At 48.0% G+C, this 12,903-nt stretch carries 11 protein-coding genes and 1 pseudogene; all 12 read right to left on the reverse strand.

Features of this window, described 5'->3' with window-relative positions; all coding sequences use genetic code 11:
* Positions 1-69: 69 nt before the first annotated feature.
* Positions 70-1,290: a M16 family metallopeptidase gene (locus tag AB1K83_RS00945; RefSeq protein WP_413056276.1), complete on the reverse strand. Its 1,221-nt coding sequence runs from the start codon at positions 1,288-1,290 to the stop codon at positions 70-72.
* A gap of 273 nt (positions 1,291-1,563) precedes the next feature.
* Positions 1,564-3,681 (reverse strand): polyribonucleotide nucleotidyltransferase, encoded by a 2,118-nt coding sequence (gene pnp / locus AB1K83_RS00950; protein ID WP_413056277.1) that lies wholly within the window; start codon positions 3,679-3,681, stop codon positions 1,564-1,566.
* Between the two features lie 272 nt (positions 3,682-3,953).
* Positions 3,954-4,693 (reverse strand): annotated as a pseudogene (locus tag AB1K83_RS00955) (Cof-type HAD-IIB family hydrolase).
* 495 nt (positions 4,694-5,188) lie between these two features.
* Complete coding sequence (locus AB1K83_RS00960) at positions 5,189-6,547, reverse strand: IS1182 family transposase (protein WP_413056278.1); 1,359 nt, start codon at positions 6,545-6,547, stop codon at positions 5,189-5,191.
* 274 nt (positions 6,548-6,821) lie between these two features.
* Entirely contained in the window at positions 6,822-7,091 is a 270-nt protein-coding gene (gene rpsO, locus AB1K83_RS00965) for a 30S ribosomal protein S15 (protein ID WP_041074144.1), read from the reverse strand.
* A 129-nt stretch (positions 7,092-7,220) separates the two neighbouring features.
* Complete coding sequence (locus AB1K83_RS00970; protein WP_413056279.1) at positions 7,221-8,168, reverse strand: bifunctional riboflavin kinase/FAD synthetase; 948 nt, start codon at positions 8,166-8,168, stop codon at positions 7,221-7,223.
* A 13-nt stretch (positions 8,169-8,181) separates the two neighbouring features.
* A complete protein-coding gene (gene truB, locus AB1K83_RS00975) occupies positions 8,182-9,093 on the reverse strand; it encodes a tRNA pseudouridine(55) synthase TruB (RefSeq protein WP_413056280.1) in 912 nt (303 codons plus the stop codon).
* Positions 9,094-9,176: 83 nt separating this feature from the next.
* Entirely contained in the window at positions 9,177-9,527 is a 351-nt protein-coding gene (gene rbfA / locus AB1K83_RS00980) for a 30S ribosome-binding factor RbfA (RefSeq protein WP_413056281.1), read from the reverse strand.
* A 22-nt stretch (positions 9,528-9,549) separates the two neighbouring features.
* Complete coding sequence (locus tag AB1K83_RS00985) at positions 9,550-9,828, reverse strand: DUF503 domain-containing protein (RefSeq protein ID WP_413056282.1); 279 nt, start codon at positions 9,826-9,828, stop codon at positions 9,550-9,552.
* Positions 9,825-12,287 carry a translation initiation factor IF-2 gene (gene infB, locus AB1K83_RS00990; RefSeq protein ID WP_413056283.1) on the reverse strand — a complete coding sequence of 821 codons (2,463 nt, stop codon included), beginning with the start codon at positions 12,285-12,287 and terminating at the stop codon, positions 9,825-9,827. The genes AB1K83_RS00985 and infB overlap by 4 nt, the downstream gene beginning before the upstream one ends.
* On the reverse strand, positions 12,235-12,612 hold the full coding sequence (locus tag AB1K83_RS00995; RefSeq protein ID WP_413056284.1) for a YlxQ family RNA-binding protein: 378 nt from the start codon (positions 12,610-12,612) through the stop codon (positions 12,235-12,237). Before AB1K83_RS00995 ends, infB begins: the two co-directional genes overlap by 53 nt.
* Positions 12,609-12,887, reverse strand: a complete 279-nt coding sequence (rnpM, locus tag AB1K83_RS01000) for an RNase P modulator RnpM (RefSeq protein WP_413056285.1) — start codon at positions 12,885-12,887, stop codon at positions 12,609-12,611. Before rnpM ends, AB1K83_RS00995 begins: the two co-directional genes overlap by 4 nt.
* Positions 12,888-12,903: the final 16 nt, after the last annotated feature.

Consider the following 12,903-nt stretch of genomic DNA (forward strand, 5'->3'; position numbering starts at 1 on the left):
CTCCATCCTATGAAAAAAGCGCAAGAAAGCTGACAACCTCTTGCGCTTTAAGTATATATATCCTCTTCCTCAAACCGGCAAAATTTTGGAAATGGCTTGGGGTTGTGTAAAGATGCTAGTTGCCAATTGATGAACTTGTTCAGCGGATACCCGATCGATCAAGGCCACAACTTCATCCGGAGTACGATGCTTCTGGAATAACATCTCGTTTTTCCCGTTGCGATGCATGATGGACTCGGAACTTTCCAAGCCTAGCAGGAAACCGCCTTTCAATTGCTCCTTCGCGTTATGGAGTTCATCGGCCGTAATTCCGTCTTGGACGATATCAGCCAATATCTGTTGAAACGTCTCCGTCAATTCCTCCATATTTTCAGGTGAAGTCCCTCCGTAAATAATAAAAGCGCCTGTATTTTCATGTGTGGTGAAATACGAATAAACCGAGTAGGCTAGCCCCCGTTCTTCCCGAACCTCTTGGAAGAGCCGCGAAGACATCGTGCCGCCAATGACATTATCCAGGATCGATAAGGCATAAATACGGGCATCGTGCAATGTTAGTGCCGGAAATCCGATACAGATATGGGCCTGCTCAATATCCTTTGTCCTTGTCAACACACCCGGTTGAAAGACCGGTTCAGGGTAAGCTGGATTGACCTTTTGCGGTTCCCTGCTGAACGATCCAAATATCTCGGCTATGTAAGATAGAAGCGATTCATCATAATTCCCGGCGATGGAAATAACCAATCGATCAGGCGTATACATTCGATTTATAAATCGCCGGATCTGTTTTTCATCAAATGCTTGGATCGTCTCTTCCTTTCCAAGGACGGGTCTGCCGATCGGGTGGGCGGGATACATGATGCTCCATAACTTCTCTTCCACATCATCATCCGGCGTATCTGCCACAGCCGCGATTTCATCCAATACAACCGACTTCTCTTTCGCAATTTCCTTTGCCTCAAAAAGTGAATGGAAAAACATTTCGCCCAGGACGGAAACTGCGGTATGGGCATGCGGGTGAAGGACAGTCGCATAGAAGCAAGTCATTTCTTTCGAAGTGAATGCATTTATATCTCCCCCGATCCGATCGAACTGTTCTGCAATTTCTTTTGCCGTCCGAGAAGCAGTCCCTTTAAACAACATATGTTCAATAAAATGCGCAATCCCTGCTTCGGACGGCTGTTCATTTCCTGATCCAGCTTTGACCCAAATACCAATGGCCACGGAGCGCACGTGTTCCAGCTTTTCGTGAACGATTCGAACCCCATTAGGGCAGACGATCTTTTCTACCATTTCATTTCACCCTATTTCCAGGAATGAATAAAAAGCCACAGCTTCACGTGATGTGAGTTGGGGCTTTCCATCCATTCACTTATATCTTTATAATCAATTACGCCTCGGCTTAATTGCGAATCGAACAGCGTAAGGTTCGATTTGCCGTATCTCTCCGTACTGTGCAGAAGTTAAGGCACGCTAATGTGATGGCCTTTGATTTCCTAAAAAATCCGTGCCATCCGCCGGAGGCTTAAACTCGCTTCAGCAAATATTTTTGCTGAGCAAGATTAATTAGTTTTTCTCTTTTTCTGCGCGTTCCTTCTCTTCTTTCAAAACGACTTTCCGTGAGAGGTTAACGCGGCCTTGATTGTCGATTTCAATTACTTTGACGAAGAGTTCATCTCCGAGTTTCAGGACGTCTTCCACCGCTTTCGTCCGCTCCTCAGCGATTTCGGAAATATGGAGAAGACCATCTTTTCCTGGGAAGATTTCAAGGAAGGCACCGAATTTCTCAATCCGCTTCACTTTCCCCATGTAGTATTCGCCGACTTTAGCTTCGCGCACGATATTCTCGATGATTTCCTTCGCTCTCGCATTCATTTCATTGTTCGGCGAGGAAATGTAAATCGTACCGTCTTGCTCCGTATCAATTTTCACGTTCGTTTCTTCAATGATCTTATTGATCACTTTACCACCCGGCCCGATGACATCGCGGATTTTATCCGGGTTGATTTTGATCATGATGATTTTCGGTGCATAAGCCGAAAGCTCCTCGCGCGGCGTGGAGATCGCCGTCATCATATGTTCCAAAATTTTAAGTCGGCCTGTTTTAGCTTGTGTCAATGCTTCTTCCAGGATTTGTCGAGACAAGCCTTCAATTTTAATGTCCATTTGAAGGGCTGTGATGCCTTTCTCGGTTCCTGCCACTTTGAAGTCCATGTCGCCTAGATGATCTTCCATCCCTTGGATATCGGAGAGGACTGAATAGTTTTCGCCTTTTTTCACGAGACCCATTGCAATTCCGGCAACAGGCGCTTTGATTGGGACACCAGCGTCCATCATCGCCATTGTCGAAGCACAGATAGATGCCTGGGAAGAAGACCCGTTTGATTCCAATACTTCGGCAACAAGGCGAATCGTGTACGGGAATTCGGTTTCATCCGGCACGACCGCTTCCAAAGCACGCTCACCGAGAGCACCATGACCGATTTCACGACGACCTGGACCACGGATTGGACCCGTTTCCCCAACACTGAAATTCGGGAAGTTATAATGGTGCATGAACCGTTTCGACTCTTCCAAACCAAGTCCGTCGATTATCTGGACTTCTCCAAGCGCACCAAGCGTACAAATACTGAGTGCTTGCGTCTGACCGCGTGTGAAAAGGCCAGAACCATGGGTACGTGGCAAGATGCCAACCTCCGAGGCAAGTGGGCGAATTTCCTCGAGACCACGGCCATCTGGGCGGATCTTTTCATCCGTGATCAGGCGGCGCACTTCATCTTTGACCATCTGATCCAGGATTGCCTTCACTTGTTTCATCGTCTCTTCGTCGGCTTCCTGTTCGGTATAGTGGTCGATCACTTCTTGTTTTACCGCATTGATTGCATCCTCACGCGCATGCTTTTCATGCGTTTGGATTGCTTCAATCAACTCGGTTTCACAACGTTCCTTGATGGCTGCTGAAAGGGCTTCATCCAATTCAAACAGCTGGACCTCCATCTTTTCCTTACCAATTTCGGCAACGATTTTTTCTTGGAACTCGATTAGGCGGATAATCTCCTGATGACCGAACATGATCGCTTCTAGGATAACGTCTTCCGATACTTCCTTCGCGCCCGCTTCCACCATATTAATGGCATCTTTCGTCCCAGCCACGACAAGGTCCAGATCGCTTTTTTCCAACTGAGCCTGTGTCGGGTTGATCAGAAATTCTCCGTCAATACGCCCCACTTGGACTCCTGCGATTGGCCCTTCAAATGGGATGTCGGAGATGGATAATGCAAGAGAAGATCCAATCATTGCCGCCATTTCGGACGAGCAATCTTGGTCGACCGACATGACAAGTGAAATCACCTGGACATCATTTCGGAAGCCATCTGCAAATAATGGACGGATTGGACGGTCAATCAGACGGCTCGTCAATACCGCCTTTTCTGAAGGACGCCCTTCCCGTTTGATGAAACCGCCAGGAATTTTCCCGACTGCATATAAACGCTCTTCATAGTTCACCGTGAGTGGAAAGAAATCAAGCGCTTTCGGATGTTTCGAAGCCGTTGCCGTCGATAATACCGAGGTATCACCGTAACGGACCAATACAGCCCCGTTCGCCTGTTTCGCAAGCTGGCCCGCTTCAATCGTCAACGGCCGCCCTGCCCAATCTAGTGTGTATACTTTTTTTCCTGTCATGTTTGAACCCCTCTCCATTGCATTGCAACTTGTCCTGCATACGATGTATGTATTCATATAGTGTAATTGACAACGCTATTTATACACAAGTTTTCTTATGCTGAATTCCTATTATAGCAACCTTTGTCCAGTATAACACGTTCTGCGTTTTTCTAAAATAGAACAGGGTGAAATTTGGGAAGAACGGTGACTTCAGGAAATGGAATGGACCAATTCCCCACAATAAAAATCCCGGAAGTGAGTGCAATTCCGGGATTTTTATTGTATCCACTTTATCGTCCCACAAGCACATCTCGCGTCTCCAATAATCCGACATGCAGAAGTCCGTCCAAGATGCCGTCTTCCGAACAAGAGGCGGTGACGTGATCGGCAATGTCCTTTAATTCCGGGACGGCATTTTCCATGGCAATTCCGGTTCCAACATATTCAAGCATTTCAAAATCGTTCCTTCCATCCCCGAAAGCGTAGCTATTTTCCCGTGGAATGTCGAGCTTAGCCAGCAGTTCCCGGATGCCGACTGCTTTCGATGCGCCGTTCGGAAGCATGTCGAACGCGTACTCGCCCCATTGGATGAATGTATGGTTTGCATATCGGTCCATGTACTGTACGGCTTCCCGGCTTTCGCAATACACCTGTACCTGATGAACAGGATTTTGGAGGTGGAAATCGCTATTGGCCGGAGGGAATTCCAACTTCAATCCTTCAATGCTAGGTTGGATGAACGGATGGTTGTCCTCGCTCACCGCGATGGACAGATGGTTTGAATAGGATAATCCATGTCCCTGTTTCCTTGCGAATGTAACTAGATCATGCAAAATATCCGCATCGAGCGGATTGGAGAACAATTCTTCTCCTTCGTGGATCACATGCTGGCCATTCATCGAAACGTAAGAGTTGATCGTTAAATCCTTGCATAGCCAATCGAACATCAGAGGCGCGCGTCCCGTTGAAATTGCGGTGTAAATTCCTTTTTCCTGTAATGCTTGAACAGCTTTTTTGTTGATTCCAACACAATCTTATCCTCATTTAACAGCGTCCCATCCAAATCAAAAAATACGATTTTCTTGTCCAAAGCAGCCAATCTCTCCTTTGATTTTTTGATAGCATGTCTGAATTCTGGTATCCATTGGTATAAGTGCTACATTATATAGCTTACCCCAGTAACGCTTCTCCAAAAAGAGAAATGACTTTTCTATAGTAGTAATCTATGCGTCACGCCTCCTTCCTTTTACTCCCCTCCATCTTAACTTGTTGCCGAGAAAAATAGAGTTAAGTTCAAGTAACACACTGTAAATAACAAACAGTGAATATAAAGGCTAGGGCGTACGGCGGAAGATATGAGCGCTTCCTGAAACTCGCTGTTTGAGTGAAAATAAAAAAAGCAGGCATCTGCCTGCTTCAGACTGTAGACAAAAGGGTTGGAAATCGAGTTGATTTCCAACCCTTTTTAATTTCTAGGAAGATTGATTTGAGAAAAGCCCAGTATTCGCCCTCTTTTCGTCTGTCGTTAGGCCATGGAAGGCTCTCTCCATGTCCATAAGGCCAGTTTCTTGAGATTCAGGGCAGCGAAAGTAAGCATCGCCTGCATGGACAATTTTTTAAGCCCCCTCAGGGTTGTCCATCGCATACCATGCTTCTCTTTCCCGTCAGCAAAAACACGCTCGATTGTCTCTTTGCGTCTGGCATATATCTCTTTGATTTCAAAGTTATGTCTTACGTCTTCCGCAATATCCAGATAGTCCTGCCAGATATGGCGAAGGATCACCTTCTGCTGCCCTTTGCTGTGTGTACATTGGTCGATCACCGGACAGGAAGCACAGATGGAAGAGGTCGAGGCATACTGGCGATATCCCTCTTTCGTCGTGGTCCGGTACTCTAGGATCTGCCCTTCCGGACAGATATAGCAGTCATAATGCTCGTCATAGACATATTCGTTTTTCCGGAAGAAGCCCTTCTTGGTCATCGGTCGCTTATAGGGAAGGGCCGGGAGGATCTGATTCTCTATCAGGAAATTCGCAATGGCTGGTGTCTTGTATGCAGAGTCAGCGGCAACGACGGCAGGACGACCCACTTCATCGATGACTTTTTCCACTAGCGGCTGGAGCATATGGCTGTCATGGACATTGCCGGGCGTGACGATGTTCGCCAGGACGAACCCCTTTTCATCGGTGGCCGCGTGGAAGGAATAAGCGAACTGTTTCGTGCGTTCGTCCTTCACGTAGTAGCCGCTCTCCGGATCGGTTGTGGATTCCTTGATCTCCTTGAATTCCTCCTTTTCGAACTTCTCCGGAGGGAACGGCTTCTTCCCGTGCTCCTCCCGGTCCAGGTTGAGCTCCTCTTGGAGCTTCTGCTCATAAGCACGCGTCTCCTTGCGAACTGTCTTCTTCTGGAATTTCCGTTTGTTCGCACTCGCCTTCACATGGGTGGAATCTATGAAGACATGTTCCGGACTGAGGAGCCCTTGATCCGCTATCTCTTTCAGAATACGGTAGAAGATCTGCTCGAAAAGATCCGTGTCCGCGAAACGTCGGACATAGTTCTTCCCGAAAGTGGAGAAGTGAGGGACCTCGGTATGGAAGCCGAAGCCCAGGAACCAGCGGTATGCCATGTTCGTCTCAATTTCCTTGATGGTCTGACGCATGGACCGGATGCCAAAGGTGTATTGGATGAATGTCATCTTGATGAGCACGACCGGATCGATGCTCGGTCTACCTAACGGGGAGTAGAGGTCTTCCACCAATGGATAGATGAAGGAGAAATCAATCGCTGCATCCAGTTTACGAACCAGGTGGTCCTCTGGGACCAGCTGATCTATGGTCAGCATCTCCAACTGTTCGCGTTCATTGATTTGGTTCTTCGTCATCATATCCATCACCTCATTTATTTTTACGACACCCAGTTGATTGGAGTGGAGGGCGGCGACTCCAGCGGGAACAGCACGAGCTGAAGACCCTGGACTGAGCGCAGCGAGGGAAGCGGCTGAAGCCGTGCCCGCGGAAAGCGTCCGCCCGCAGCGGAAATCAACGTTTTAGGGATTAATTTCATTTTATAAAGAAAAAAGACTGTAAGCAAACTCGAAAACATCTCGACTTTGTCTACAGTCTGAAGCAGGCATCTGCCTGCTTTTCGAAGTCATCTTATTAACGGCGTAGGCCGAGTTTTGCAATAAGATCACGGTAACGCTGAACTTCAGTCTCACGTAAGTATTTTAGAAGCTTACGACGACGACCGATCATTTTCATAAGGCCACGACGTGAGTGGTGGTCTTTCTTATGAGTGCTCAAGTGTGCGTTCAGGTTGTTGATCTCTTCAGTAAGGATAGCGATCTGAATATCAGCAGACCCTGTATCGTTCTCGTGAGTCTTGAATTCATTGATCAATTCATGTTTACGCTCTTGTGTAATTGCCATCCTTTTCACCTCCTAATTCAAAGTATCCCCAGATCCCGAGCAACCGTTGGTGATTCGACTTGCCAAGGAACGGTTCGTGCAGTTTCTACACTTGTTCATACTATCACGATGTTTCTATAATTGCAACTATCAACCTTGTTTTGCCAATAACTCTCTCGCTGTTTCTTTATCCATCCCGATCTGCTGGATCAACGCATCGACCGAGTCGAATTTCCGCTCGCCTCGGATATGGGCGATCCAGTCGACGGCCGCCTCTTTGCCATATAGGTCCCCGTCAAAATCTAAGACATGGACTTCCACAGAGGGTCTTGACTGATCCGGATCATGGAATGTCGGCTTCACGCCGACATTGCAAACGCCGTCAAACGTTCGGCCGTCAAAGGTAAATCGAACAGCATAGACTCCATTCGCCGGCAATAACGTATCGGGCTCCGGGACTAGATTCGCTGTTGGAAAACCGAGCAACCTCCCTCTTTTGTCGCCATGTCCAACTGTGCCGATCGTCCGGAACGGCCTGCCGAGCAACTGCACGGTCTCTTCTACGTTTCCATTTTCCAATAATTTCCGAATACGCGTAGACGATACCTTCTCAGCCCGATCGCTTACCTTGCCGATGACCGTCGTGCCATATTCCCCTCCAGACAGACTGTCCATCATTTCCATCGTACCAACGCCCTTGGAACCGAATGTAAAATCGAATCCGCCTGTGACATGTTTCACCTGCAGACCTTTTATGAATACGTCGACAAATTGTTCGGGGGTGAGAGAAGCAAGTTCCCAATCAAAATGGACGACGAATAACGTATCCACTCCCATTTCCTCGAGGAGTCTCACTTTTTCAGGGAATTGAGTAATATAGCTTACTTTATTTTTCCCTCCTCCGAAAAGATGGGACGGATGCGGATCAAAGGTCATGACTGCCGAGCGGATCGCAAGTTCGGCAGCTTTTATCTGAGCTGCTCGGATGACCGCTTGATGGCCTTTATGTAATCCATCGAAAAATCCGATGGCAAGTGAATAACATTCGTTCAAACCCGTGGTCGTGTGATCAGGATATTGCAATCTGTAAATGTCCAAATTCATTCCCCCTTTACCTATTCAATGGAAACATCTTCTCTGGTTTCATAAGCCCTTCCTTCGTCGGATGCTTTTTATAAATGGCTATGGCCTTCTTTTCCTTTGTAAAAACGAGAAGTATGCTATCCATCAATTTTGAGTGTTGTGGCAAGACTTGTCCATTGCTTACTTTGTCATAAAGCGCTTCCTCCACTTCCACTGCAGGAAAGTCGAGCAGCGCCGTTTCCAATGGACGCAGAAAGGAATCAATCTGTCCCGCTTCTTGAATCGCTTTCACTTCATCCAACGTTCGGCAATCCTCTTTTCGATAGGCTCCGGAGGCCGTACGGATGAGAGATGACATATGTGCCGGGTAGCCAAGAAGTTCTCCAATCTGCACCGCAAGTGTCCTAATATAGGTTCCTTTTCCACAAACGACCCGAATAGTAAACGTGATCTGTTCTCCCTCATACATCTCCTTTGGATCAAGTAAAACGATCTCTTCAATACGTACGACGCGCTTCGGACGTTCCACTTCCTGCCCTTTCCGCGCGTATTCATATAATTTCCGTCCATTCACTTTGACTGCGGAATACATGGGAGGAATTTGCTCTATATCACCGGTCAATCGGGCAAGTGCCTTGTCGATTTCGTCTCTGGAAATTTTTTTATATGTTACATCGGAAGCGATGACGGAACCGTCGGCATCCTCAGTTTCCGTAGCGGTGCCGATGGAAATGGTCGCAACGTATTCCTTACCGGCATCGGTGATGTATTCTGCGACTTTCGTTGCTTGGCCGATACAAATTGGCAAAACGCCCTCCACATTTGGATCAAGCGTTCCGGTATGGCCGACTTTTTTCGTTCCCAAAATTTTGCGGAGTTTGAATACGCAATCATGCGATGTCATGCCTTTTTCTTTCCATAGTGGAAGTATTCCATCCATCTTGTATACCCCTTTGATTCAGCCATAATTATGTAAAGAGAGGAAGCCGAAAGTCCCCTTGGACATCGACTTCCTCCTTCAACTCATTCTTCTCGCTCGTCACTGACCTGCCTTAGAAGAGATTCAATCCGGTTTCCGTATTCAACGGAATCATCGAATTCGAATTCGATTTCCGGTGTTTTCCGCAAACGGATCCGTTGGCCGATTTCCGAACGGATAAATCCTTTCGCCTTTGTCAGACCTGTTAACGTAGCTTCTCTTTCAGAGTCCTTGCCCAGGACGGAAATGAATACTGTCGCCTGTTGCAAATCTCCAGTCACTTCCACATCTGTCACAGTAACAAATCCAACACGTGGATCTTTCAGTTTCTGACCAATGATCGCTCCCAGTTCTTTCTTCATCTGTTCTGCGACACGGTTTGCGCGCATTGACATGGATGGTCACCCCAATTCCGTATCAGTAATAGTCTAACGATAAATCGGACATTTCCCACTCTGGATTGGACTCCAGGAATCGGATTGCCCTCCGCACTTCTCGTTCTGCTGCATCTGTCGAGGAAGCTGTTGCAACGAGGGCGATCGTTGTCCGTTGCCACAGATCTTGATGATCGATTTCCGCAATGGAGACATTATAGGCATTTTTCACCCGGTCTGTCATTCGTTTCAGTACGGACCGCTTCTCTTTTAGGGAAGCAGCCTCCGGAATGAAAAATGTACATTCCGCATAGACGATCATACGCGCTTGATTTCTTCCATTACGTAAGCTTCAATAATATCGCCTTCTTTGATATCGTTGAAGTTTTTAATCGTAATTCCACACTCATATCCTCTTGCCACTTCTTTTACATCGTCTTTGAAGCGTTTCAGTGTATCGAGTTCGCCTTCAAAAATGACAATATTATCGCGGAGGATCCGTACGCTGGAATCGCGCGTAATCTTTCCATCTGTCACATAGCTTCCCGCAATGGTACCGATTTTAGACACTTTAAATGTTTCACGGACTTCCACTTGCCCGATCACTTTTTCCTCGTATTCAGGATCGAGTAATCCTTTCATTGCGAACTCAATCTCTTCGATCACTTTATAAATGACGCGGTGTAGGCGGATATCGACGCCTTCTTCTTCGGCTGCCCGTTTGGCATTGACATCCGGACGGACGTTGAATCCGATGACAATTGCGTTGGAAGCGGCCGCGAGTGAAATATCGGACTCGTTGATCGCGCCTGCGCCCGTATGGATGATCTTAATATTGACGCCTTCCACTTCAATTTTCATAAGAGAAGCGGCCATCGCTTCCACAGTCCCTTGAACATCCGCTTTGACGATCAAGTTCAACTCTTTCATCTCGCCCTGTTTCATTTGATCAAATAGGTTATCCAAAGTAACGCGAGTTTTTTCCCCACGTTGCTCTTGTAACGCTTCACCTGCTCTGGATTCCGCGATTTGGCGGGCCGTTTTTTCGTCTTCAAAGACGACGAACCGATCTCCAGCTTGCGGAACATCACTTAAACCGGTAATTTCAACCGGAGTGGAAGGACCCGCTTCTTTTACACGCCGGCCGACGTCGTTGATCATCGCACGGACTTTCCCAAACGTATTTCCGACTACGATTGGATCTCCCACTCGTAGTGTTCCGTCTTGTACCAGCAAGGTAGCAACCGAGCCACGCCCCCTGTCAAGCTGGGCTTCGATTACGGTACCTTTTGCCTTCGTCTTCGGATTTGCTTTCAGTTCGCCAACTTCTGCAACGAGGAGAACCATTTCCAGCAACTGATCGATCCCTTCCCCTTTTAACGCGGAAATTGGAACAAAAATTGCATCGCCGCCCCATGCTTCAGCAACAAGGCCATGCTCCGTCAATTCCTGCATGACACGATCCGGATTTGCAGTAGGCTTATCCATTTTATTGACGGCTACGATAATCGGTACTTCGGCCGCTTTCGCATGATTAATCGCTTCGACCGTCTGTGGCATGACGCCATCATCCGCCGCAACAACAAGAATAGTCAAGTCGGTCACTTTCGCACCTCGGGCACGCATTGTAGTGAACGCTTCGTGTCCAGGTGTATCCAAGAAAGTGATCTTTTTGCCTTTGTCTTCAATTTGATAGGCTCCGATATGCTGGGTGATTCCGCCTGCTTCCCCTTGGGTCACTTTCGTATTCCGGATGGAATCGAGCAAAGTCGTTTTTCCGTGGTCAACGTGCCCCATAATGGTCACTACCGGTGGACGCTCCGTTTGCGCCGCTTCATCTTCCTCAGCTTCTTCGAAATAAATTTCAAGATCCGTCACGTCTATACGGATTTCCTCTTCGACTTCCACTTCGTAATCCGCACAGATCAACTCGATGGCGTCTTTATCCAATTCTTGGTTAATCGTCGCCATTACGCCGAGCATAAACAGCTTCTTAATGATCTCCGACGGTTCGCGGTGGAGCTTCTGCGCCAATTCCGCAACAGACAGCGACTCATAGAATGTGATTTTTTCCGGTAGCGGCAGTTCGACTTTCGGCTGTGGAGCCGGACGGTATCTTCTTCGTCCTTGGTTGATGCCTCTTGCCGGTGGACGTCCACCGCGGCCGCCTGGACGGTTTTGCCCTTGTGCTGGACGGTTGCCACCTTGGCCTTGTGGACGCTGTTGACCGCCCTGACCTTGTGCTGGACGGTTACCACCTTGACCTTGTGGACGTTGTTGGCCACCCTGACCTTGTGCCGGACGATTTCCACCTTGACCTTGTGGACGTTGTTGGCCGCCCTGTCCTTGTGCCGGACGGTTGCCGCCTTGACCTTGTGGACGTTGTTGGCCGCCCTGTCCTTGTGTTGGACGGTTACCGCCTTGGCCTTGCGGACGTTGCTGGCCGCCCTGACCTTGTGCTGGACGGTTACCGCCTTGGCCTTGCGGACGTTGCTGGCCTCCTTGTCCTTGTGCCGGCCGTTGGGATCCGCCTTGGCGATTGCCTTGTGGATTTTGACCACCTTGACGATTTGCTGGATTCCGGTCTGCTGGTCGGTTCCCCTGTTTAGGAGCACCTCCACCACTTGTCTTGAATTTCTTGTCCAAATTGGAGATTGCATCATTATCTAGCATCGACATATGATTTGTTACATTCACATTAATCTTTCCAAGCTCTTCGATGACTTCCTTACTCGTCCGATTCACTCGTTTCGCGTATTCGTGTACACGTATTTTCGTCATTAGCCCACCCCCGGTTTAATTCGTTGAGGAGCCCGGATACTTTTCCGGCAAAGCCGGCATCCGTCAATGCGAGTACGACCCGCGACTCTTTTCCGATTGCATGCCCGAGTTCTTCACGAGTCCCGTAAACATGCTTCTCAACGTTATAGCTATTGCATTTATCATTTATTTTTTTCATCGTATTTTTCGAGGCATCTTCGGAAATGATGACCAAGTGAGCATTTCCAGATCGAACCTCGCGTACGACTAATTCTTCACCTGTGATGATTTTTCTAGCCCGTGCGGCCATACCAAGCATTTGAAATAATTGTTTGGAAGACTTCATTTTAAAGCCTCACGGCGGATGGCCCGCAAAAGGTCTTCATAGACTTGCTCGGGCACTGCAGCATTCAGCTGACTCTCGATTGCCCGATTGCGACGTGCCGTTTCGACAGCTTCTTCGGATTTTGACACATACGTCCCGCGGCCGGATTTCTTGCCTGTGAGATCGACTGAAACTTCCCCTTCTTTCGTGCGGACGATCCGGATCATTTCCTTTTTAGGGAACATTCCGCCCGTTGCCGCACATTTACGCAAAGGTACTTTTTTCATATTAGCCATGTGCTTTCATCCTTCC

The sequence above is a fragment of the Sporosarcina sp. 179-K 3D1 HS genome (genome assembly GCF_047228905.1).
In the GTDB taxonomy this organism is placed as follows: Bacteria; Bacillota; Bacilli; order Bacillales_A; family Planococcaceae; genus Sporosarcina.